This window comes from Pseudomonas sp. UBA5706 (genome assembly GCF_002419965.1).
Lineage (GTDB): Bacteria > Pseudomonadota > Gammaproteobacteria > Pseudomonadales > Pseudomonadaceae > Aquipseudomonas.
Map to the genome: position 1 here is coordinate 65,982 of NZ_DIHC01000029.1, position 20,544 is coordinate 86,525.

The window sequence follows — 20,544 nt, forward strand, 5'->3', positions numbered from 1 at the left end:
TTTACAATCTCCTGGATTACACGCGGCGCTTCTTCGGCGGACGGCACCCGTTATGCGGGATTGGCGTCACGTCGGTGATGCTGGCGATCTTGTAGCCACAGCCGTTCAATGCACGGACAGCGGATTCACGACCCGGACCTGGACCCTTGACGTTAACGTCGAGGTTTTTCAGGCCGTATTCCAGCGCAGCTTGACCAGCACGCTCAGCAGCTACTTGAGCAGCGAACGGGGTGGACTTGCGGGAACCGCGGAAACCCGAACCACCAGAGGTAGCCCAGGAAAGAGCGTTGCCTTGACGGTCGGTAATGGTCACGATGGTGTTGTTAAAAGATGCATGGATGTGGGCGATGCCATCAACCACTGTCTTTTTAACTTTTTTACGAGGACGAGCAGCAGGTTTTGCCATGATTTAATTCCTGTCGATTCGCTGGGGCGATTACTTGCGGATCGGCTTACGCGGACCTTTACGGGTACGCGCGTTGGTCTTGGTACGCTGACCGCGCACTGGAAGACCGCGACGATGACGCAGACCGCGGTAGCAACCGAGGTCCATCAAGCGCTTGATTTTCATGTTGATTTCGCGACGCAGGTCACCTTCAGTGGTGAACTTCGCGACTTCGCCACGCAGCTGTTCAATCTGCTCATCGCTCAGATCTTTGATCTTTGCCGCCGGGTTAACCCCGGTGGTAGCACAGATTTTCTGTGCAGTCGTGCGACCAACACCATAGATGTAGGTCAGCGAGATAACAGTATGCTTGTTATCTGGAATGTTAACGCCTGCAATACGGGCCATTCAGTGGGACTCCAATTGACAGCTACCTACGCCCCGGAAGCCAAGAAATAGGGCGCGAGATAATATCGCTGTAATAACAAATAATCAACCCAGCAGCGCACTAGCTGCTGGGCTTTTAGCACAGATCACACTCAGCCTTGGCGCTGTTTGTGACGTGGTTCCGCGCTGCAAATTACTCGAACAACACCTTCGCGGCGAATAATCTTGCAGTTACGGCACAGCTTTTTCACCGATGCACGAACTTTCATCACCAACTCCTCGAACCTTATGGGTGCTTCAGCGCAGCATGCCGCTGCCGTAGCCCTTCAGGTTGGCTTTCTTCATCAGGGATTCATACTGGTGCGAAACGAGGTGAGATTGCACTTGGGACATGAAGTCCATCACAACCACGACCACGATCAGCAACGAGGTCCCGCCAAGGTAGAACGGCACGTTTGCCGCAACCACCAGAAACTGGGGCAGCAGGCACACGGCCATCATATAAAGAGCACCGAACATGGTCAGTCGAGTCAGAACGCCATCGATATAGCGTGCAGACTGCTCACCAGGACGAATGCCCGGAATAAAGGCACCGGACTTCTTCAGGTTTTCCGCTACGTCTTTCGGATTGAACATCAACGCCGTATAGAAGAAGCAGAAGAAAATAATCCCTGCACTAAACAGCAGAATATTCAACGGCTGACCAGGAGCGATCGACTGCGAGATGTCCTGTAACCAGCCCATACCTTCAGACTGACCGAACCAGGCACCCAACGAAGCCGGAAACAGCAAGATGCTGCTCGCAAAAATGGCCGGAATTACACCAGCCATGTTCACTTTCAAAGGCAAGTGGCTTGTCTGCGCTGCGAAGACCTTGCGGCCCTGCTGACGCTTGGCGTAGTGAACAGCGATACGACGCTGACCACGCTCAATGAACACCACGAAACCGATGATCGCTACTGCCAGCAAACCGATGGCGACCAAAGCGAAAATGTTGATATCACCTTGACGTGCAGACTCGAAAGACTGCCCGATCGCTCTCGGAAGACCGGCGACGATACCCGAAAAAATCAACATCGAGATACCGTTACCAACACCGCGCTCAGTGATCTGCTCGCCCAGCCACATCATGAACAGCGCACCAGCCACAAAGGTGGTGACCGCCACGAAGTGGAAGCCGATATCTGCAGAAAAAGCAACGCCCTGACCGGCCAAACCAATGGACATACCAATAGCTTGAACCAGTGCCAGGACGACGGTGCCATAGCGGGTGTATTGACTGATCTTGCGACGACCAGCCTCACCTTCCTTCTTCAACTGCTCCAGTTGCGGACTGACAGCGGTCATGAGCTGCATGATGATCGATGCCGAAATGTACGGCATGATCCCCAGTGCAAAAATGCTCATGCGCTCCAGTGCGCCACCGGAAAACATGTTGAACAAGCTAAGAATGGTCCCCTCATTCTGTCGAAACAGGTCCGCCAGCCGGTCAGGGTTAATACCTGGAACTGGGATATGCGCACCGATCCGATAGACGATAATCGCCAGGAACAGAAAACGCAGACGAGCCCAGAGCTCGGACAACCCGCCGCTTTTGCTGAGCGCTGAGAGAGCACCTTGCTTAGCCATTTATTCCTCGAACTTGCCGCCAGCTGCTTCGATAGCCGCACGCGCACCTTTGGTGGCTGCGATACCTTTAAGGATGACTGCGCGAGTAACCTCACCGGACAGCATGATTTTCACGCGCTGTACGTTTTGGTTGATCACGTTCGCATCCTTCAGGGACTGCACAGTTACGACGCCTTCCACTTTAGCCAGCTCGGAAGTGCGAACTTCTGCACGATCCATAGCTTTCAAAGAGACGAAACCGAACTTAGGCAGACGACGATGCAACGGCTGTTGGCCGCCTTCGAAGCCCGGAGCGATGGTGCCACCGGAACGGGAGGTTTGACCTTTGTGGCCGCGGCCACCGGTTTTACCCAAACCACTACCGATACCACGGCCCGGACGATGCTTCTCGCGACGGGAACCCGGCGCTGGACTCAGATCATTGAGTTTCATCGATTAACCCTCGACTCGCAGCATGTAGTAAGCCTTATTGATCATCCCACGGTTTTCCGGGGTATCAACGACTTCTACAGTGTGACCGATGCGACGCAGACCCAGACCCTTAACGCACAATTTGTGGTTAGGGATGCGGCCGGTCATGCTTTTGATCAAAGTAACTTTAACGGTAGCCATGATCAGATGATCTCCTCAACGTTCAGGCCGCGCTTGGCAGCGATCGACTCAGGAGACTGCATGGCCTTCAAACCCTTGAACGTTGCGTGAACAACGTTGACCGGGTTGGTCGAGCCGTAGCACTTGGCCAACACGTTCTGAACGCCAGCAACCTCAAGAACGGCACGCATTGCGCCGCCAGCGATGATGCCAGTACCTTCAGAAGCAGGCTGCATGTAGACCTTAGAAGCGCCGTGTGCGGACTTCATGGCGTACTGCAGAGTTGTGCCGTTCAGATCAACTTGGATCATATTGCGACGAGCAGCTTCCATTGCCTTCTGGATCGCAGCAGGCACTTCACGCGACTTGCCACGGCCGAAGCCAACACGGCCCTTACCATCACCAACCACGGTCAACGCGGTGAAAGTGAAGATACGGCCGCCTTTTACGGTTTTTGCTACGCGATTAACCTGAACCAGCTTCTCGATGTAGCCTTCGTCGCGTTTTTGGTCGTTATTTGCCATAACTTAGAACTCCAGCCCGCCTTCACGAGCAGCATCAGCCAGCGCCTTGACGCGACCGTGGTACTTGAAGCCAGAACGATCAAAAGCCACTTGCGATACACCGGCGGCTTTCGCACGCTCAGCGATCAGCTGGCCAACTTTAGTGGCCGCGTCGATGTTGCCAGTGGCGCCATCACGCAGTTCTTTGTCCAAAGTCGAGGCATTTGCCAGGACCTTGCTGCCGTCGGCCGAAATGACCTGGGCATAAATGTGCTGCGAAGAGCGGTACACGCAGAGACGCACGACTTCGAGTTCGTGCATTTTCAGGCGTGCTTTGCGAGCGCGACGCAGTCGGGTAACTTTTTTGACGGTCATTTGCTATGCCCTACTTCTTCTTGGCTTCTTTACGACGGACGACTTCGTCCGCGTAACGCACGCCTTTGCCTTTGTACGGCTCTGGACGGCGGAAGTCGCGGATCTCAGCGGCCACTTGACCAACCAACTGCTTGTCGATACCCCGGATGAAGATATCGGTTTGGTTGGGGGTCTCAGCGGTGATGCCTGCTGGCAATTCGTAGTCCACTGGGTGCGAGAAGCCAAGGGCCAGGTTCAGCACCGTGCCTTTTGCTTGCGCTTTGTAACCAACACCGACCAGCTGGAGCTTGCGCTCGAAGCCTTGGCTTACGCCTTGGACCATGTTGTTTACCAACGCACGAGTGGTACCGGCCATTGCGCGAGTCTGTTGATCGCCATTGCGAGCAGCGAAACGCAACTCACCGGCTTCTTCAACGATTTCAACGGACGAATGAATGTTCAGGTCCAGAGTGCCTTTAGCACCCTTCACCGAAAGTTGCTGGCCGACGAGTTTGACTTCGACGCCTGCTGGCAACTTAACGGGGTTCTTAGCTACGCGTGACATGCTTATCCCCCCTTAGAACACAGTGCAAAGCACTTCGCCGCCGACACCGGCAGCGCGCGCAGCACGATCCGTCATCACACCTTTGTTGGTGGAGACGATAGACACACCGAGGCCGCCACGAACTTTTGGCAGATCATCGACGGACTTGTACTGACGCAGGCCTGGACGGCTAACGCGCTTGACTTCCTCGATGACCGGACGGCCTTCGAAGTACTTCAGCTCGATAGACAGCAAGGGCTTGGTTTCGCTGCTGATCTGATAACCCGCAATGTAGCCTTCGTCCTTCAGGACTTTAGCTACAGCCACCTTCAAAGTGGAGGATGGCATGCTTACGACGGGCTTTTCGGCCATCTGGGCATTACGGATACGAGTTAGCATGTCCGCTAACGGGTCCTGCATACTCATGGGCTAGACGCTCCTAATACAAAATAATTAGCCTTACGGCTACTGCTTGTCGCCACAAAAACACGGGCACGTGAGGACACGGGCTCTGGCGAGCCGGCAATTCTAGACGCACGCTAGAAACGAATCAAGCCCCAAAAGGGGCTTGATTCGAATTCAGGTCTCACGCTGGTCAGTTTCCGAAGATCCCGACCAGCACGAGACAAGAGGTGCGGCTTACCAGCTGGCTTTCACCAGACCCGGAACGTCACCACGCATTGCAGCTTGACGCAGCATGTTACGGCCCAGGCCGAACTTGCGGTAAACGCCGTGCGGACGACCAGTCAGGCGGCAACGGTTACGCATGCGCGAGGCACTTGCGTCACGTGGCTGCTTCTGCAGGGCAACTGTCGCTTCCCAACGCGCTTCCGGACTTGCGTTCAGATCAACGATGATTGCTTTCAGTGCTGCACGCTTGGTGGCGTACTTGGCAACAGCAAGCTGACGCTTCAGCTCACGGTTTTTCATGCTCTTCTTGGCCATGGTCCTACTCCAATCAGTTGCGGAACGGGAACTTAAAAGCACGCAGCAATGCGCGACCTTCTTCGTCCGTACGAGCAGTGGTGGTCAGGGTAATGTCCAGACCGCGCAGGGCATCGATCTTGTCGTAATCGATTTCCGGGAAAATGATCTGCTCTTTGACACCCATGCTGTAGTTGCCACGACCATCGAAGGACTTAGCATTCAGGCCGCGGAAGTCGCGCACCCGAGGCAGGGAGATCGACAGCAGACGATCCAGGAACTCATACATACGCTCACGGCGCAGAGTCACTTTTACGCCAATCGGCCAACCTTCACGGACTTTGAAGCCAGCGATGGATTTCCGAGCGTAAGTCACAACGACTTTCTGACCGGTGATCTTTTCCAGGTCAGCAACAGCGTGCTCGATGACTTTCTTGTCACCGATCGCTTCGCCCAGACCCATGTTCAGGGTGATCTTTGTTACGCGTGGAACTTCCATCACGTTCGACAGCTTAAGTTCTTCCTTAAGCTTCGGTGCGATTTCCTTCCAGTAAATCTCTTTCAGTCGTGCCATGGTCTTCTACCTAGCAGTGTTCAAGCATCAACCGCTTTTTGGGTCGACTTGAAGACACGAATTTTTTTGCCGTCTTCAACTTTGAAACCAACGCGGTCAGCCTTGTTGGTTGCGCCGTTGAAAATGGCGACGTTGGAAGCGTGCAGTGGCGCTTCTTTCTCGACGATACCGCCCTGTACGCCCGACATCGGGTTAGGCTTGGTATGACGCTTCACCAGGTTGATCCCACCAACGACCAAACGGTCGTCAGCGAGAACCTTGAGCACCTTACCGCGCTTACCTTTGTCTTTGCCGGCGATCACGATGATCTCGTCGTCACGACGAATCTTTTGCATGTCGGATCTCCTTACAGCACTTCTGGGGCGAGCGAGACGATCTTCATGAACTTCTCAGAGCGAAGTTCACGGGTCACTGGCCCAAAGATACGGGTACCGATCGGCTCTTGCTTGTTGTTCAACAGAACAGCAGCGTTGCCATCGAAGCGGATGATGGAGCCGTCTGCACGACGAACACCGTGGCGAGTGCGGACCACTACTGCAGTCATCACTTGACCTTTTTTCACCTTGCCGCGAGGAATTGCTTCCTTGACGGTTACTTTGATGATGTCACCGATACCAGCGTAACGACGATGAGAGCCACCAAGCACCTTGATGCACATAACGCGGCGTGCGCCGCTGTTATCGGCCACATCGAGCATGGATTGAGTCTGAATCATATAATTTCTCCGACCCCTAGCCCTTAGACTTCCACAGCGCGTTCGAGAACATCAACCAACGCCCAAGATTTGGTCTTGGCCATCGGACGAGTTTCACGAATAGTGACCTTGTCGCCGATGTGGCATTGGTTGGTTTCGTCGTGCGCGTGCAGCTTAGTCGAACGCTTAACGTATTTACCGTAGATAGGGTGCTTTACGCGACGCTCGATCAGTACGGTGATGGTCTTGTCCATCTTGTCGCTGACGACACGGCCAGTCAGCGTACGGACGGTTTTTTCGGCTTCAGCCATGATTACTTACCTGCCTGCTGGTTGAGCACAGTCTTCACGCGAGCGATGTCACGCTTAACTTGCGAGAGCAGGTGAGACTGCCCCAACTGGCCAGTTGCTTTCTGCATACGCAGATTGAACTGGTCGCGCAGCAAGCCGAGCAGTTGCTCGTTCAGTTGCTGTGCTGATTTTTCACGAAGTTCATTCGCTTTCATCACATCACCGTCCGCTTAACAAAGGAGGTGGCGAGCGGCAGCTTTGCAGCAGCCAGGGCGAAAGCCTCACGCGCCAACTCTTCGGAAACACCCTCGATCTCATACAGGACTTTGCCTGGCTGAATCTGGGCAACCCAGTATTCGACGTTACCCTTACCTTTACCCATCCGAACTTCGAGGGGCTTTTTGGAAATAGGCTTGTCCGGGAATACACGGATCCAGATCTTGCCGCCACGTTTCACGTGACGGGTCAGAGCACGACGCGCTGACTCGATCTGACGAGCGGTGAGACGACCACGAGCAACAGACTTCAGCGCATATTCGCCGAAACTGACTTTGCTACCGCGCAATGCCAGACCACGGTTGTGGCCGGTCATCTGCTTGCGGAACTTCGTACGCTTTGGTTGCAACATTTGGCGTACCCCTTACTTGGCAGCTTTTTTACGAGGCGCTGGTGCTTGAGGTTTCAGCTCTTCCTGGCGACCACCAATTACTTCGCCTTTGAAGATCCAAACCTTGACACCGATCACACCGTAGGTGGTGTGCGCTTCGTAGGTGGCATAGTCGATATCGGCACGCAGGGTGTGCAACGGCACACGACCTTCGCGATACCATTCAGTACGTGCGATTTCAGCACCGCCGAGACGACCGCTCACTTGGATTTTGATGCCCTTGGCACCAATGCGCATGGCGTTCTGTACGGCGCGCTTCATGGCGCGACGGAACATCACACGACGCTCCAGCTGCTGAGCTACGCTCTGAGCAACCAGCATACCGTCCAGCTCCGGCTTGCGGATCTCTTCGATATTGATGTGCACAGGCACACCCATTTGCTTGGTCAGGTCCTGACGCAGTTTCTCAACATCCTCACCTTTCTTCCCGATAACGATACCTGGACGAGCGGTGTGGATGGTGATGCGTGCAGTTTGAGCCGGACGATGGATATCGATACGGCTAACGGACGCGCTTTTTAGTTTGTCTTGGAGATACTCACGCACCTTCAGATCTGCGAGCAAATAGTCCGCATAAGTCCGACCGTCTGCGTACCAGACGGAGGTGTGCTCCTTGACGATTCCCAGGCGAATGCCAATGGGATGTACTTTCTGACCCATCTCTTCGACTCCGTTACTTGTCAGCAACCTTGACAGTGATATGGCAAGACCGCTTGACGATGCGATCAGCACGGCCTTTGGCACGTGGCATGATGCGCTTCAGCGAACGCCCTTCGTTGACGAAAACGGTGGAGACCTTCAGGTCATCAACGTCTGCGCCTTCGTTATGCTCGGCGTTGGCTACGGCCGACTCCAGCACTTTTTTCATGATCTCGGCGGCTTTCTTACTGCTGAAAGCCAACAGGTTGAGCGCTTCGCCCACCTTCTTCCCGCGGATCTGGTCGGCGACCAAGCGGGCTTTCTGGGCGGAGATTCGAGCGCCCGACAACTTAGCGGCTACTTCCATCATTCCTTACCCCTTAACGCTTGGCTTTCTTGTCTGCCACGTGCCCACGATAAGTGCGGGTACCGGCAAACTCGCCCAGTTTGTGGCCGACCATGTCCTCGTTCACAAGAACAGGAACATGCTGACGACCGTTATGCACTGCAATGGTCAAACCGACCATTTGTGGCAGGATCATGGAACGACGCGACCAGGTTTTCACCGGTTTGCGATCATTCTTTTCCGCCGCCACTTCGATCTTCTTCAGTAGGTGAAGATCAATAAAAGGACCTTTTTTCAGAGAACGTGGCACTGTCGTATCCCTCTATTTACTTGCGACGACGGACGATCATTTTGTCGGTACGCTTATTACCACGAGTCTTCGCGCCCTTAGTCGGGAAGCCCCACGGCGATACCGGATGACGACCACCAGAGGTACGACCTTCACCACCACCATGTGGGTGGTCAACCGGGTTCATGGCAACACCACGAACGGTCGGGCGAACGCCACGCCAGCGCTTGGCACCGGCTTTACCCAGAGAACGCAGGCTGTGCTCGGAGTTGGATACTTCACCCAGAGTAGCGCGGCATTCGGACAGAACTTTACGCATTTCACCGGAGCGAAGACGCAGAGTCACGTAGACACCATCACGAGCGACCAGCTGAGCCGAAGCACCAGCGGAACGAGCGATCTGAGCACCTTTACCAGGCTTCAGCTCGATGCCGTGAACGGTACTACCTACCGGAATGTTACGCAGCTGCAGAGCGTTACCCGGCTTGATTGGAGCCAACGCACCCGCAATCAGCTGATCGCCAGCACTCACGCCCTTAGGCGCGATGATGTAACGACGCTCGCCATCTGCGTACAGGAGCAGCGCGATGTGAGCAGTACGGTTTGGATCGTATTCAATACGCTCGACGGTGGCAGCGATGCCATCCTTGTCGTTGCGACGGAAGTCGACCAGACGGTAATGCTGCTTATGACCACCACCGATGTGACGAGTAGTAATACGGCCATTGTTGTTACGACCACCAGACTTCGATTTTTTCTCGAGCAGCGGTGCGTGAGGAGCGCCTTTATGCAGCTCCTGATTGACCACCTTGACCACAAAACGGCGGCCAGGGGAAGTCGGTTTGCATTTAACGATTGCCATGATGCACCCCTTCCTTACTCAGCACTGCTGCTGAAATCGAGATCTTGGCCTGGCTGAAGCGAGATAACCGCCTTCTTCCAGTCATTACGCTTGCCCAGACCGCGAGCAGTGCGCTTGGTCTTACCCAAAACGTTCAGGGTAGTCACACGCTCTACTTTCACGCTGAACAGGCTTTCGACGGCCTTCTTGATTTCCAGCTTGGTTGCATCAGTAGCAACCTTGAAAACGAACTGACCTTTTTTGTCTGCCAGAACCGTAGCCTTCTCGGAAACGTGCGGGCCAAGCAGAACTTTAAATACGCGTTCCTGGTTCATCCCAGCAGCTCCTCGAATTTCTTCACGGCCGACACAGTGATCAACACTTTGTCGTATGCGATCAGACTAACTGGATCGGAACCTTGAACGTCACGTACATCCACGTGCGGCAGGTTGCGAGCAGCCAGGTACAGGTTCTGATCAACAGCGTCTGACACGATCAAAACATCGGTCAGACTCATGCCATTCAGTTTGCCCAGCAGGTCTTTGGTCTTCGGCGATTCAACGGCGAAATCCTGAACCACGACCAGACGATCAGTACGCACCAGTTCAGCAAGGATGGAGCGCAGAGCTGCGCGATACATCTTCTTGTTGAGCTTCTGGGTGTGATCCTGAGGACGCGCTGCGAAGGTGGTACCGCCGCCACGCCAGATAGGGCTACGGATAGTACCAGCACGAGCACGGCCAGTACCCTTCTGACGCCATGGGCGCTTGCCGCCACCGGAAACGTCGGAACGGGTCTTTTGCTGCTTGCTACCCTGACGGCCGCCAGCCATGTAGGCCACGACTGCTTGGTGAACCAGCGTCTCGTTGAACTCGCCGCCAAATGTCAGTTCGGAAACTTCGATCGCTTGAGCGTCATTTACATTTAATTGCATGTCAGCTTCCCCTTAACCGCGAGCCTTGGCTGCTGGACGTACAACCACGTTGCCGCCAGTAGCGCCAGGAACAGCACCCTTGACCAACAACAGATTGCGTTCAGCGTCCACGCGCACTACTTCCAGGGACTGCACGGTCACGCGCTCAGCGCCCATATGACCGGACATTTTTTTGCCCTTGAATACACGACCAGGAGTCTGGCACTGGCCGATAGAGCCCGGGACGCGGTGGGAAACGGAGTTACCGTGAGTATTATCTTGCCCACGGAAATTCCAGCGCTTGATCGTACCCTGGAAACCCTTACCTTTGGACTGACCGGTCACATCAACCAGTTGACCAGCAGCGAAGATTTCAGCGTTGATCAGATCGCCAGCCTTGTATTCGCCGTCTTCAAGACGGAATTCCAGGACGGTACGACCAGCGGCAACATTTGCTTTAGCGAAGTGACCTGCCTGAGCAGCCGTCACACGCGAAGCACGACGCTCACCTACAGTGACTTGCACTGCACGATAGCCATCGCTTTCTTCGGTTTTGAACTGGGTGACGCGATTCGGCTCGATCTCAATGACCGTAACCGGAATGGAGACACCTTCTTCGGTGAAAATACGGGTCATACCGCATTTACGACCGACTACACCAATAGTCATGTTGTAAACCTCATGAGTGTACGGGGCTTTCACCCGCTATGGCCGCCCATTTCAGAGCGTTACACGACCAAGACCCGAGTCTTAGCCGAGGCTGATCTGCACTTCCACACCTGCCGCAAGATCGAGCTTCATAAGTGCATCAACGGTTTTATCCGTTGGCTGAACGATGTCCAGAACGCGCTTATGAGTACGGATCTCGTACTGGTCGCGCGCGTCTTTGTTGACGTGCGGAGAGACCAGAACGGTGAACCGCTCTTTACGGGTAGGCAGTGGAATTGGACCACGCACTTGAGCACCAGTACGTTTCGCGGTTTCCACGATTTCCTGGGTGGATTGGTCGATCAGGCGATGGTCAAAAGCCTTCAACCTGATACGGATTTGCTGATTTTGCATTGGATTTCAGACTCCAGGCTACTTCCCACCGAGCGCAATACGCCCGTTTAAAGGAGGCGCAATTCTATAGACGAGCTAACAGAGTGTCAACCCAATAAAAAAGCCCCCGCAAGCGGGGGCTCTTCCTTAAATCAACGCTTAGGCGATGATTTTGGCTACGACGCCAGCGCCGACGGTACGACCGCCTTCACGGATAGCGAAACGCAGACCGTCTTCCATTGCGATTGGCTTGATCAGAGTGACGGAAACTTTAACGTTGTCACCTGGCATAACCATTTCGGTGCCTTCCGGCAGTTCGCAGCTACCGGTTACGTCGGTAGTACGGAAGTAGAACTGTGGACGATAGCCCTTGAAGAACGGGGTATGACGACCGCCTTCTTCTTTGCTCAGAACGTAGATTTCGGCTTCGAACTGAGTGTGCGGCTTAACAGTGCCTGGCTTGACCAGTACCTGGCCACGTTCTACGTCATCACGCTTGGTGCCACGCAGCAGAACGCCACAGTTTTCGCCAGCACGACCTTCGTCAAGCAGCTTGCGGAACATCTCAACACCAGTACAAGTAGTCTTAGTGGTGTCACGCAGACCCACGATCTCGACTTCTTCCTGAATCTTGATGATGCCACGCTCAACACGACCAGTCACAACAGTACCGCGACCCGAGATCGAGAACACGTCTTCGATTGGCATCAGGAATGGCTTGTCGATAGCACGAACTGGTTCTGGAATGTAGGTGTCCAGAGTCTCAACCAGTTTCTTAACGGCCGTGGTACCCATTTCGTTGTCATCTTGGCCATTCAGAGCCATCAGAGCGGAACCAATGATGATTGGAGTATCGTCGCCTGGGAAATCGTAAGTGCTCAGCAGGTCGCGAACTTCCATCTCGACCAGTTCCAGCAGCTCAGCGTCGTCAACCATGTCAGCCTTGTTCAGGAAGACAACGATGTACGGAACACCAACCTGGCGGGACAGCAGGATGTGCTCACGGGTTTGCGGCATCGGACCATCAGCGGCCGAACAAACCAGAATTGCGCCGTCCATCTGAGCAGCACCGGTAATCATGTTTTTTACGTAGTCGGCGTGACCTGGGCAGTCAACGTGCGCGTAGTGGCGTGCGGCCGAATCGTATTCAACGTGAGCGGTGTTGATGGTGATACCACGAGCTTTTTCTTCTGGCGCGCTGTCGATTTTATCGAAGTCGACTTTAGCCGAACCGAAAACTTCCGAACAGACACGAGTCAGAGCTGCGGTCAGAGTGGTTTTACCGTGGTCAACGTGACCGATAGTGCCAACGTTGACGTGCGGTTTGTTACGTTCAAATTTTTCTTTAGCCACGACAAATAACTCCTAGCCTAAAGGCGCTGAATCAGCCTTGTTTTTTGGTTACAGTTTCGACGATGTGCGACGGAGCTGTATTGTATTTTTTGAATTCCATTGAGTAGCTTGCGCGACCTTGGGACATGGAGCGAACGTCGGTTGCATAACCGAACATCTCACCCAACGGGACCTCGGCGCGAATTACCTTGCCGGAAACCGTATCTTCCATACCCAGGATCATGCCGCGACGACGGTTAAGGTCGCCCATCACGTCACCCATATAGTCTTCAGGCGTAACAACCTCTACCGCCATAATCGGCTCAAGCAGCTCACCACCGCCCTTCTGGGCCAACTGCTTGGTCGCCATGGAAGCAGCCACCTTAAACGCCATCTCGTTCGAGTCGACGTCGTGGTAAGAACCATCAAACACGGTAGCCTTCAGGCCGATCAGCGGATAGCCGGCAACAACGCCGTTCTTCATCTGCTCTTCAATACCCTTCTGGATAGCCGGGATGTATTCCTTAGGAACCACACCACCCACCACTTCGTTCACGAATTGCAGACCTTCCTGACCTTCGTCAGCAGGAGCAAAACGGATCCAGCAGTGACCGAACTGGCCACGACCGCCGGATTGACGAACGAACTTGCCTTCGATTTCACAGTTCTTCGTGATGCGCTCACGATACGAAACCTGAGGCTTACCGATGTTGGCTTCGACGTTGAACTCACGGCGCATCCGGTCAACCAGGATGTCCAGGTGCAACTCGCCCATGCCAGAGATGATCGTTTGACCAGTCTCTTCATCAGTCCTGACGCGGAAAGATGGATCTTCCTGAGCAAGCTTGCCCAGAGCGATACCCATTTTTTCCTGGTCATCCTTGGTCTTAGGCTCGACGGCAACCGAAATAACCGGCTCCGGGAAGTCCATTCGAACCAGGATGATTGGCTTGGCAGCGTCGCACAAAGTCTCACCAGTGGTGACGTCCTTCATGCCGATCAGGGCCGCGATGTCACCAGCGCGCACCTCCTTGATCTCCTCACGGGCGTTTGCGTGCATTTGCACCATACGACCCACGCGCTCTTTCTTGCCTTTAACCGAGTTAATCACGCCGTCGCCGGATGCCAATACGCCCGAGTAAACACGGACGAAGGTCAAAGTACCCACGAATGGGTCGGTAGCGATTTTGAACGCCAGAGCCGAGAACGGCTCGCTGTCGTCTGCATGACGCTCCATTTCTTCTTCCTCGTTATCAGGGTTGGTACCCTTGATAGCAGGAATATCGGTTGGAGCAGGCAGGAAGTCGATCACAGCATCGAGAACCAGGGGAACGCCCTTGTTCTTGAACGAGGAACCGCAAACAGCCAAGACGATCTCACCAGCGATAGTGCGCTGGCGCAACGCTGCCTTGATTTCCACGTTGGTGAGCTCTTCACCTTCGAGGTACTTGTTCATCAGCTCTTCGCTGGCTTCAGCAGCAGCCTCAACCATGTTGTTGCGCCACTCGTCAGCCAGCTCCTGCAATTCTGCGGGGATAGGCTTGCGAACAGGAACCATACCCTTGTCAGCGTCATTCCAGTAGACCGCTTCCATGTTGATCAGATCGATCTGACCCTGGAAGTTGTCCTCGGAACCGATTGCCAACTGGATAGGTACCGGTGTGTGACCCAAACGCTGCTTGATCTGGCCGATCACACGCAGGAAGTTGGCGCCAGCACGGTCCATCTTGTTCACGTAAACAAGACGTGGAACGCCGTATTTGTTGGCTTGACGCCATACGGTTTCCGACTGAGGCTCAACACCCGAGGTGCCACAAAACACAACGACCGCGCCGTCGAGTACGCGCAGGGAACGTTCAACTTCAATAGTGAAGTCCACGTGGCCCGGGGTATCGATTACGTTGAAGCGGTGCTCGTCTTTGTATTGCTTCTCGGAACCTTTCCAGAAGGCGGTAATAGCAGCAGAAGTAATGGTAATACCACGCTCCTGCTCCTGAACCATCCAGTCTGTGGTCGCGGCGCCGTCATGCACCTCGCCCATTTTGTGACTTTTGCCGGTGTAAAAAAGCACGCGCTCAGTGGTGGTGGTTTTACCAGCATCCACGTGAGCAACGATACCAATGTTACGGTAGCGGTTGATCGGTGTAGTACGAGCCATAAAGCCCTCGCAAAATTAGTGACGCTGTGATTAGAAGCGGTAGTGCGAGAAAGCCTTGTTGGCTTCAGCCATACGGTGCACGTCTTCACGCTTCTTAACCGCAGCACCTTTACCTTCAGCGGCATCCAACAGTTCGCCAGCCAAACGCAGAGCCATAGACTTCTCACCGCGCTTGCGCGCGAAGTCTACCAGCCAACGCATTGCCAGAGCATTACGACGGGACGGACGAACTTCGACCGGAACCTGGTAAGTAGCACCGCCTACGCGGCGCGACTTCACTTCGACCAGCGGAGCGATGGCGTCGAGAGCTTTCTCGAAGATTTCCAGGGGATCGCTGTTCTTGCGTTCTTTAACCTTTTCCAGCGCGCCATAAACGATACGCTCGGCAACGGCTTTCTTGCCGCTTTCCATCACGTGGTTCATGAACTTCGCCAAAATCTGGCTGCCGTACTTTGGATCGTCAAGCACTTCGCGCTTGGCTGCTACGCGTCTTCTTGGCATGGATAAGCCCTCAAACGGTCTTCAGGTTCGCTCGGAATCAGCGCCCTTTCGGCACGCCTCCGACCTTACTCTTATCGACTCAGAAAATAAGATGATTCAGTTTTTACAAAAAGCCGCTACTACTTAGGCTTCTTGGTACCGTACTTCGAACGACCCTGATTACGGCCTTTAACGCCGGAAGTATCCAGAGAGCCGCGAACGGTGTGGTAACGAACACCTGGCAAGTCTTTTACACGGCCGCCACGAATCAGGACGACGCTGTGCTCTTGCAGGTTGTGGCCTTCACCACCGATGTACGAGGAAACCTCGAAACCGTTGGTCAGACGCACACGGCACACTTTACGCAATGCCGAGTTAGGTTTTTTCGGCGTAGTCGTGTACACGCGAGTGCACACACCACGACGTTGCGGGCAGTTCTGCAGCGCAGGCACGTCGGATTTCTCGACGATACGCTTACGCGGCTGACGTACCAGCTGGTTGATAGTTGCCATCTACTAGCTCCACTGTTGTCTTGCGACGCTATTGTCTTACAAGAAAAGCAAAATGGCCGGACATACGTCCCGCCAGATTTAGGGGTACAAGAGTCTAAAGAGGATCCCGCCCCCAGTCAAGTCAAAGCCCCGCCCCCAACGTCAACCCACTCAGAGCAGTTGCCTGCCAGTTTCGGGTGGACCTCGGGACCAGGGCCTTTACTCTCAGTTACTGCTCGAGTTCAACGCCTCGGTCAGCGCGGCTTCAACCTCGGTCGCACTCACGCGCAAGGGCTTGTCAGCATCACGACGGCGCTTGCGCTCGCTGTGATAAGCCAAACCGGTACCGGCAGGAATCAAACGACCTACGACCACGTTTTCCTTCAAACCGCGCAGATAATCGCGCTTGCCGGTTACCGCCGCCTCGGTCAGGACGCGAGTGGTCTCCTGGAAGGAGGCCGCCGAGATGAACGACTCGGTGGACAGCGATGCCTTGGTGATACCAAGCAAGACACGAGTGAACTTCGAAATGAATTTCTCGTCCTGCGCCAAACGCTCGTTCTCGACCAGTACATGCGTCAACTCCATCTGGTCGCCCTTGATGAAGCTCGAGTCGCCCGACTCACTGATCTCGACTTTACGCAGCATCTGACGAAGAATCGTTTCGATGTGCTTGTCGTTGATCTTAACGCCCTGCAAACGGTAAACGTCTTGAATCTCGTTGACGATGTATTTCGCCAGAGCACTGACACCCAATAGACGCAGGATATCGTGAGGATCGCTAGGACCGTCGGAGATAACCTCGCCACGGTTGACTTGCTCACCTTCGAAGACGTTCAGGTGACGCCATTTCGGAATCAGCTCTTCATACGGATCGCTACCATCGTTCGGTGTAATCACCAGACGACGCTTACCTTTGGTCTCTTTACCGAAAGCAATCGTGCCGCTGACTTCTGCCAGGATCGACGCTTCTTTCGGACGACGCGCTTCGAACAAGTCGGCAACGCGCGGCAGACCACCGGTGATGTCACGGGTCTTGGACGTTTCTTGCGGGATACGGGCGATAACATCACCCACGCCCACTTGAACACCATCCGCCACACCAACCAGGGCGTTTGCCGGGAGGAAGTACTGTGCAGGTACATCGGTACCCGGCAACAGCAGATCCTTACCATCGGCGCCAACCATCTTGACCGCAGGACGAATATCCTTGCCTGCTGCAGGACGGTCTTTGGCATCCAGTACTTCGATGTTGGTCAGGCCGGTCAGTTCGTCGGTCTGACGCTTGATCGTAATACCTTCTTCCATGCCCACGTAGGTCACGGTACCTTTCATTTCGGTAACGATTGGGTGAGTGTGCGGATCCCACTTGGCTACGATAGAGCCAGCGTCGACCTTGTCGCCTTCCTTCACCGAAATTACTGCACCGTATGGCAGTTTGTAACGCTCACGCTCACGACCGAATTCGTCAGCAATTGCCAGCTCACCGGAACGCGAAACCGCAACCAGATTGCCGTCAAGACGCTCGACGTGCTTCAGGTTGTGCAGACGGACGATGCCGCCATTCTTGACCTGAACGCTGTCAGCAGCAGAAGTCCGGCTTGCCGCACCGCCGATGTGGAACGTACGCATGGTCAGCTGGGTACCCGGCTCACCGATGGACTGTGCAGCAATAACGCCTACAGCCTCACCGATATTCACCTGGTGACCGCGGGCCAGATCACGACCGTAGCATTTGGCGCAAATGCCGTAACGGGTTTCACAACTGATCGGCGAGCGAACAATGACTTCGTCGATGCTGTTCAGCTCGATGAACTCAACCCACTTCTCGTCAACCAGGGTACCGCCAGGAACGATAACGTCTTCAGTACCCGGTTTGAACACGTCACGTGCAATTACACGACCCAGTACGCGCTCACCTAACGGCTCGACAACGTCGCCGCCTTCGATGTGCGGAGTCATCAGCAGGCCCTGTTCAGTGCCGCAGTCGACTTCGGTAACCACCAGGTCTTGCGCAACGTCTACCAGACGACGAGTCAGATAACCGGAGTTAGCCGTTTTCAACGCGGTATCCGCAAGACCCTTACGAGCACCGTGAGTGGAGATGAAGTACTGAAGTACGCTCAAACCTTCACGGAAGTTCGCAGTAATCGGCGTTTCGATAATCGAACCGTCCGGCTTGGCCATCAGACCACGCATACCTGCCAGCTGACGGATCTGGGCAGCGGAACCCCGTGCCCCAGAGTCAGCCATCATGTACATCGAGTTGAACGACTCTTGATCAACTGTATCGCCGTGACGGTCTACAACCTTCTCTTTCGAGAGGTTGGACATCATCGCCTTGGAGACTTCGTCGTTCGCCTTGGACCAGAGGTCAATTACCTTGTTGTACTTCTCACCCTGGGTTACCAGGCCTGAAGCGTACTGGCTTTCGATCTCTTTAACTTCGTCGGTGGCAGCATCGATGATGCGAGCTTTCTCATCAGGGATAACGAAGTCGTTAACACCAATGGAAACACCCGAAATCGTCGAATAGGCGAAACCGGTGTACATCAACTGGTCAGCAAAGATCACGGTCTCTTTCAAACCGACCACGCGATAGCACTGGTTGATCAGCTTCGAGATCGCTTTCTTCTTCATCGGCTGGTTGACGACGTCGTAGGACAGGCCGGCCGGAACCACCTGGAACAACAGCGCACGGCCAACAGTGGTGTCGACGATACGAGTGTTCTTGACGCTGCCACCATCACGATCGTTGACAGTTTCGTTGATGCGCACTTTGACCTTGGCGTGCAATGCGGCTTCGCCGGCACGGAACACGCGGTCGACTTCCTGCAGATCCGCGAACACACGACCTTCGCCTTTGGCGTTGATCGCTTCACGAGTCATGTAGTACAGACCCAATACAACGTCCTGAGAAGGAACGATGATTGGCTCACCGTTCGCTGGCGACAGGATGTTGTTGGTCGACATCATCAACGCACGCGCTTCAAGCTGGGCTTCCAGCGTAAGCGGTACGTGGACAGCCATTTGGTCACCGTCGAAGTCGGCGTTGTACGCCGCACAGACCAGCGGGTGCAGCTGGATAGCTTTACCTTCGATCAGGACCGGTTCAAACGCCTGGATACCCAAACGGTGAAGGGTCGGTGCGCGGTTGAGCAACACTGGGTGTTCGCGAATCACTTCAGCAAGAACGTCCCAAACTTCAGGCAGCTCGCGCTCGACCATTTTCTTGGCCGCTTTGATGGTAGTCGCGAGACCGCGCATTTCCAGCTTGCCGAAAATGAACGGTTTGAACAGCTCAAGCGCCATTTTCTTAGGCAGACCGCACTGGTGCAGACGCAGGGTCGGACCTACGGTAATTACCGAGCGGCCGGAGTAGTCAACGCGCTTACCCAGCAAGTTCTGGCGGAAACGACCTTGCTTACCCTTGATCATGTCAGCCAGGGATTTGAGAGGACGCTTGTTCGAACCTGTAATGGCACGACCGCGACGACCGTTGTCGAGCAGCGCATCCACAGCTTCCTGCAGCATGCGTTTTTCGTTACGCACGATGATGTCAGGAGCGGACAGGTCCAGCAGGCGCTTCAATCGGTTATTACGGTTGATCACTCGACGATACAGATCGTTGAGATCGGAAGTCGCGAAACGACCGCCGTCCAGCGGAACCAGTGGACGCAGATCTGGCGGCAGAACCGGCAAAACGGTCAACACCATCCACTCAGGCAAGTTGCCCGAACCCTGGAAGGCTTCCATCAACTTAAGACGCTTGGATAGCTTCTTGATCTTGGTTTCGGAGTTGGTTTGCGGAATCTCTTCGCGCAGACGGCCAATCTCATGCTCCAGATCGATAGCATGCAGCAGTTCACGGACAGCCTCGGCACCCATACGGGCATCGAAGTCGTCGCCGAACTCTTCGAGGGCTTCGAAGTACTGCTCGTCGTTCAGCAACTGACCTTTCTCAAGGGTGGTCATGCCTGGATCGATAACGACGTAGCTCTCGAAGTAGAGAACACGCTCGATATCGCGCAGGGTCATGTCCATCAGCAGGCCGATACGGGACGGCAGCGATTTCAGGAACCAGATGTGGGCGACCGGAGAGGCCAGTTCAATGTGAGCCATGCGCTCACGACGGACCTTGGCCAATGCAACTTCAACGCCGCACTTCTCGCAGATCACACCACGATGCTTCAAGCGCTTGTACTTACCGCACAGGCACTCGTAATCCTTGACCGGGCCAAAGATCTTGGCGCAGAACAGGCCGTCACGCTCAGGCTTGAACGTACGGTAGTTGATGGTTTCCGGTTTTTTAACTTCACCGAACGACCACGAACGGATCATCTCAGGCGAGGCCAGTCCAATACGGATGGCGTCAAACTCTTCGACTTGACCCTGGTTTTTCAGCAAATTCAGTAGGTCTTTCAAGGCCTTTCCTCCTGGCGGAGCAGAGGGCGGTCATACCGACCCACCCT

The 20,544-nt window shown here is 54.6% G+C and carries 30 protein-coding genes; all 30 read right to left on the minus strand.

Annotated elements, in window-relative coordinates:
- Nucleotides 1-16: 16 nt before the first annotated feature.
- A complete protein-coding gene (gene rpsK, locus B3I26_RS13595) occupies nucleotides 17-406 on the minus strand; it encodes a 30S ribosomal protein S11 (RefSeq protein WP_002555466.1) in 390 nt (129 codons plus the stop codon).
- 30 nt (nucleotides 407-436) lie between these two features.
- Nucleotides 437-793: a 30S ribosomal protein S13 gene (gene rpsM, locus B3I26_RS13600; RefSeq protein ID WP_004883692.1), complete on the minus strand. Its 357-nt coding sequence runs from the start codon at nucleotides 791-793 to the stop codon at nucleotides 437-439.
- Between the two features lie 131 nt (nucleotides 794-924).
- Nucleotides 925-1,041 (minus strand): 50S ribosomal protein L36, encoded by a 117-nt coding sequence (rpmJ, locus tag B3I26_RS13605; RefSeq protein ID WP_002555468.1) that lies wholly within the window; start codon nucleotides 1,039-1,041, stop codon nucleotides 925-927.
- A 28-nt stretch (nucleotides 1,042-1,069) separates the two neighbouring features.
- Nucleotides 1,070-2,401, minus strand: coding sequence for a preprotein translocase subunit SecY (secY, locus tag B3I26_RS13610; RefSeq protein ID WP_062384496.1), 1,332 nt, complete (start codon nucleotides 2,399-2,401; stop codon nucleotides 1,070-1,072).
- Nucleotides 2,402-2,833, minus strand: coding sequence for a 50S ribosomal protein L15 (gene rplO, locus B3I26_RS13615; protein WP_296258310.1), 432 nt, complete (start codon nucleotides 2,831-2,833; stop codon nucleotides 2,402-2,404). It abuts the gene before it with no gap.
- Nucleotides 2,834-2,836: 3 nt separating this feature from the next.
- Nucleotides 2,837-3,013 carry a 50S ribosomal protein L30 gene (gene rpmD, locus B3I26_RS13620; RefSeq protein WP_028621547.1) on the minus strand — a complete coding sequence of 59 codons (177 nt, stop codon included), beginning with the start codon at nucleotides 3,011-3,013 and terminating at the stop codon, nucleotides 2,837-2,839.
- Nucleotides 3,014-3,015: 2 nt separating this feature from the next.
- Entirely contained in the window at nucleotides 3,016-3,516 is a 501-nt protein-coding gene (gene rpsE / locus B3I26_RS13625) for a 30S ribosomal protein S5 (RefSeq protein ID WP_093468883.1), read from the minus strand.
- A 3-nt stretch (nucleotides 3,517-3,519) separates the two neighbouring features.
- Nucleotides 3,520-3,870: a 50S ribosomal protein L18 gene (gene rplR / locus B3I26_RS13630; RefSeq protein WP_037017727.1), complete on the minus strand. Its 351-nt coding sequence runs from the start codon at nucleotides 3,868-3,870 to the stop codon at nucleotides 3,520-3,522.
- Between the two features lie 10 nt (nucleotides 3,871-3,880).
- Nucleotides 3,881-4,414, minus strand: a complete 534-nt coding sequence (gene rplF, locus B3I26_RS13635; RefSeq protein WP_074758964.1) for a 50S ribosomal protein L6 — start codon at nucleotides 4,412-4,414, stop codon at nucleotides 3,881-3,883.
- A gap of 12 nt (nucleotides 4,415-4,426) precedes the next feature.
- Complete coding sequence (gene rpsH, locus B3I26_RS13640; protein WP_020290698.1) at nucleotides 4,427-4,819, minus strand: 30S ribosomal protein S8; 393 nt, start codon at nucleotides 4,817-4,819, stop codon at nucleotides 4,427-4,429.
- A gap of 213 nt (nucleotides 4,820-5,032) precedes the next feature.
- On the minus strand, nucleotides 5,033-5,338 hold the full coding sequence (gene rpsN / locus B3I26_RS13645; protein ID WP_296258313.1) for a 30S ribosomal protein S14: 306 nt from the start codon (nucleotides 5,336-5,338) through the stop codon (nucleotides 5,033-5,035).
- A 13-nt stretch (nucleotides 5,339-5,351) separates the two neighbouring features.
- Nucleotides 5,352-5,891, minus strand: a complete 540-nt coding sequence (gene rplE / locus B3I26_RS13650; protein ID WP_037017720.1) for a 50S ribosomal protein L5 — start codon at nucleotides 5,889-5,891, stop codon at nucleotides 5,352-5,354.
- Between the two features lie 20 nt (nucleotides 5,892-5,911).
- Entirely contained in the window at nucleotides 5,912-6,226 is a 315-nt protein-coding gene (rplX, locus tag B3I26_RS13655; protein ID WP_002555478.1) for a 50S ribosomal protein L24, read from the minus strand.
- Nucleotides 6,227-6,237: 11 nt separating this feature from the next.
- Nucleotides 6,238-6,606 (minus strand): 50S ribosomal protein L14, encoded by a 369-nt coding sequence (gene rplN / locus B3I26_RS13660; protein WP_003243907.1) that lies wholly within the window; start codon nucleotides 6,604-6,606, stop codon nucleotides 6,238-6,240.
- A 23-nt stretch (nucleotides 6,607-6,629) separates the two neighbouring features.
- Complete coding sequence (gene rpsQ, locus B3I26_RS13665; RefSeq protein ID WP_003194644.1) at nucleotides 6,630-6,896, minus strand: 30S ribosomal protein S17; 267 nt, start codon at nucleotides 6,894-6,896, stop codon at nucleotides 6,630-6,632.
- A gap of 2 nt (nucleotides 6,897-6,898) precedes the next feature.
- The gene (rpmC, locus tag B3I26_RS13670) at nucleotides 6,899-7,090 is read right to left on the minus strand and encodes a 50S ribosomal protein L29 (protein ID WP_002555481.1); all 192 of its coding nucleotides are present in this window, start codon (nucleotides 7,088-7,090) and stop codon (nucleotides 6,899-6,901) included.
- Complete coding sequence (gene rplP, locus B3I26_RS13675; RefSeq protein WP_019409905.1) at nucleotides 7,090-7,503, minus strand: 50S ribosomal protein L16; 414 nt, start codon at nucleotides 7,501-7,503, stop codon at nucleotides 7,090-7,092. Before rplP ends, rpmC begins: the two co-directional genes overlap by 1 nt.
- A 12-nt stretch (nucleotides 7,504-7,515) precedes the next feature.
- A complete protein-coding gene (rpsC, locus tag B3I26_RS13680) occupies nucleotides 7,516-8,202 on the minus strand; it encodes a 30S ribosomal protein S3 (protein ID WP_085688068.1) in 687 nt (228 codons plus the stop codon).
- Nucleotides 8,203-8,215: 13 nt separating this feature from the next.
- A complete protein-coding gene (gene rplV / locus B3I26_RS13685) occupies nucleotides 8,216-8,548 on the minus strand; it encodes a 50S ribosomal protein L22 (RefSeq protein ID WP_003103908.1) in 333 nt (110 codons plus the stop codon).
- A 13-nt stretch (nucleotides 8,549-8,561) separates the two neighbouring features.
- Nucleotides 8,562-8,837, minus strand: a complete 276-nt coding sequence (gene rpsS / locus B3I26_RS13690; RefSeq protein WP_002555486.1) for a 30S ribosomal protein S19 — start codon at nucleotides 8,835-8,837, stop codon at nucleotides 8,562-8,564.
- A gap of 16 nt (nucleotides 8,838-8,853) precedes the next feature.
- Nucleotides 8,854-9,678 carry a 50S ribosomal protein L2 gene (rplB, locus tag B3I26_RS13695; protein WP_296258314.1) on the minus strand — a complete coding sequence of 275 codons (825 nt, stop codon included), beginning with the start codon at nucleotides 9,676-9,678 and terminating at the stop codon, nucleotides 8,854-8,856.
- Nucleotides 9,679-9,692: 14 nt separating this feature from the next.
- A complete protein-coding gene (gene rplW, locus B3I26_RS13700; protein WP_008374165.1) occupies nucleotides 9,693-9,992 on the minus strand; it encodes a 50S ribosomal protein L23 in 300 nt (99 codons plus the stop codon).
- A complete protein-coding gene (gene rplD / locus B3I26_RS13705; protein ID WP_296258315.1) occupies nucleotides 9,989-10,591 on the minus strand; it encodes a 50S ribosomal protein L4 in 603 nt (200 codons plus the stop codon). The genes rplW and rplD overlap by 4 nt, the downstream gene beginning before the upstream one ends.
- A gap of 12 nt (nucleotides 10,592-10,603) precedes the next feature.
- The gene (rplC, locus tag B3I26_RS13710; RefSeq protein WP_296258317.1) at nucleotides 10,604-11,239 is read right to left on the minus strand and encodes a 50S ribosomal protein L3; all 636 of its coding nucleotides are present in this window, start codon (nucleotides 11,237-11,239) and stop codon (nucleotides 10,604-10,606) included.
- Nucleotides 11,240-11,320: 81 nt separating this feature from the next.
- Nucleotides 11,321-11,632 carry a 30S ribosomal protein S10 gene (rpsJ, locus tag B3I26_RS13715; RefSeq protein ID WP_003186070.1) on the minus strand — a complete coding sequence of 104 codons (312 nt, stop codon included), beginning with the start codon at nucleotides 11,630-11,632 and terminating at the stop codon, nucleotides 11,321-11,323.
- A gap of 138 nt (nucleotides 11,633-11,770) precedes the next feature.
- Entirely contained in the window at nucleotides 11,771-12,964 is a 1,194-nt protein-coding gene (tuf, locus tag B3I26_RS13720) for an elongation factor Tu (protein WP_296258318.1), read from the minus strand.
- A gap of 31 nt (nucleotides 12,965-12,995) precedes the next feature.
- Nucleotides 12,996-15,101: an elongation factor G gene (fusA, locus tag B3I26_RS13725; RefSeq protein WP_296258319.1), complete on the minus strand. Its 2,106-nt coding sequence runs from the start codon at nucleotides 15,099-15,101 to the stop codon at nucleotides 12,996-12,998.
- Nucleotides 15,102-15,131: 30 nt separating this feature from the next.
- Nucleotides 15,132-15,602, minus strand: a complete 471-nt coding sequence (gene rpsG / locus B3I26_RS13730) for a 30S ribosomal protein S7 (protein WP_002555493.1) — start codon at nucleotides 15,600-15,602, stop codon at nucleotides 15,132-15,134.
- A gap of 119 nt (nucleotides 15,603-15,721) precedes the next feature.
- The gene (gene rpsL / locus B3I26_RS13735) at nucleotides 15,722-16,093 is read right to left on the minus strand and encodes a 30S ribosomal protein S12 (RefSeq protein ID WP_002555494.1); all 372 of its coding nucleotides are present in this window, start codon (nucleotides 16,091-16,093) and stop codon (nucleotides 15,722-15,724) included.
- A gap of 204 nt (nucleotides 16,094-16,297) precedes the next feature.
- Nucleotides 16,298-20,497 (minus strand): DNA-directed RNA polymerase subunit beta', encoded by a 4,200-nt coding sequence (rpoC, locus tag B3I26_RS13740; RefSeq protein ID WP_296258323.1) that lies wholly within the window; start codon nucleotides 20,495-20,497, stop codon nucleotides 16,298-16,300.
- Nucleotides 20,498-20,544: the final 47 nt, after the last annotated feature.

Coding starts and splice junctions, on each gene's coding strand:
- rpsK (WP_002555466.1), bottom strand. CDS start 406: ATGGCAAAACCTGCTGCTCGTCCTCGTAAAAAAGTTAAAAAGACAGTG.
- rpsM (WP_004883692.1), bottom strand. CDS start 793: ATGGCCCGTATTGCAGGCGTTAACATTCCAGATAACAAGCATACTGTT.
- rpmJ (WP_002555468.1), bottom strand. CDS start 1,041: ATGAAAGTTCGTGCATCGGTGAAAAAGCTGTGCCGTAACTGCAAGATT.
- secY (WP_062384496.1), bottom strand. CDS start 2,401: ATGGCTAAGCAAGGTGCTCTCTCAGCGCTCAGCAAAAGCGGCGGGTTG.
- rplO (WP_296258310.1), bottom strand. CDS start 2,833: ATGAAACTCAATGATCTGAGTCCAGCGCCGGGTTCCCGTCGCGAGAAG.
- rpmD (WP_028621547.1), bottom strand. CDS start 3,013: ATGGCTACCGTTAAAGTTACTTTGATCAAAAGCATGACCGGCCGCATC.
- rpsE (WP_093468883.1), bottom strand. CDS start 3,516: ATGGCAAATAACGACCAAAAACGCGACGAAGGCTACATCGAGAAGCTG.
- rplR (WP_037017727.1), bottom strand. CDS start 3,870: ATGACCGTCAAAAAAGTTACCCGACTGCGTCGCGCTCGCAAAGCACGC.
- rplF (WP_074758964.1), bottom strand. CDS start 4,414: ATGTCACGCGTAGCTAAGAACCCCGTTAAGTTGCCAGCAGGCGTCGAA.
- rpsH (WP_020290698.1), bottom strand. CDS start 4,819: ATGAGTATGCAGGACCCGTTAGCGGACATGCTAACTCGTATCCGTAAT.
- rpsN (WP_296258313.1), bottom strand. CDS start 5,338: ATGGCCAAGAAGAGCATGAAAAACCGTGAGCTGAAGCGTCAGCTTGCT.
- rplE (WP_037017720.1), bottom strand. CDS start 5,891: ATGGCACGACTGAAAGAGATTTACTGGAAGGAAATCGCACCGAAGCTT.
- rplX (WP_002555478.1), bottom strand. CDS start 6,226: ATGCAAAAGATTCGTCGTGACGACGAGATCATCGTGATCGCCGGCAAA.
- rplN (WP_003243907.1), bottom strand. CDS start 6,606: ATGATTCAGACTCAATCCATGCTCGATGTGGCCGATAACAGCGGCGCA.
- rpsQ (WP_003194644.1), bottom strand. CDS start 6,896: ATGGCTGAAGCCGAAAAAACCGTCCGTACGCTGACTGGCCGTGTCGTC.
- rpmC (WP_002555481.1), bottom strand. CDS start 7,090: ATGAAAGCGAATGAACTTCGTGAAAAATCAGCACAGCAACTGAACGAG.
- rplP (WP_019409905.1), bottom strand. CDS start 7,503: ATGTTGCAACCAAAGCGTACGAAGTTCCGCAAGCAGATGACCGGCCAC.
- rpsC (WP_085688068.1), bottom strand. CDS start 8,202: ATGGGTCAGAAAGTACATCCCATTGGCATTCGCCTGGGAATCGTCAAG.
- rplV (WP_003103908.1), bottom strand. CDS start 8,548: ATGGAAGTAGCCGCTAAGTTGTCGGGCGCTCGAATCTCCGCCCAGAAA.
- rplB (WP_296258314.1), bottom strand. CDS start 9,678: ATGGCAATCGTTAAATGCAAACCGACTTCCCCTGGCCGCCGTTTTGTG.
- rplW (WP_008374165.1), bottom strand. CDS start 9,992: ATGAACCAGGAACGCGTATTTAAAGTTCTGCTTGGCCCGCACGTTTCC.
- rplD (WP_296258315.1), bottom strand. CDS start 10,591: ATGCAATTAAATGTAAATGACGCTCAAGCGATCGAAGTTTCCGAACTG.
- rplC (WP_296258317.1), bottom strand. CDS start 11,239: ATGACTATTGGTGTAGTCGGTCGTAAATGCGGTATGACCCGTATTTTC.
- rpsJ (WP_003186070.1), bottom strand. CDS start 11,632: ATGCAAAATCAGCAAATCCGTATCAGGTTGAAGGCTTTTGACCATCGC.
- fusA (WP_296258319.1), bottom strand. CDS start 15,101: ATGGCTCGTACTACACCGATCAACCGCTACCGTAACATTGGTATCGTT.
- rpsG (WP_002555493.1), bottom strand. CDS start 15,602: ATGCCAAGAAGACGCGTAGCAGCCAAGCGCGAAGTGCTTGACGATCCA.
- rpsL (WP_002555494.1), bottom strand. CDS start 16,093: ATGGCAACTATCAACCAGCTGGTACGTCAGCCGCGTAAGCGTATCGTC.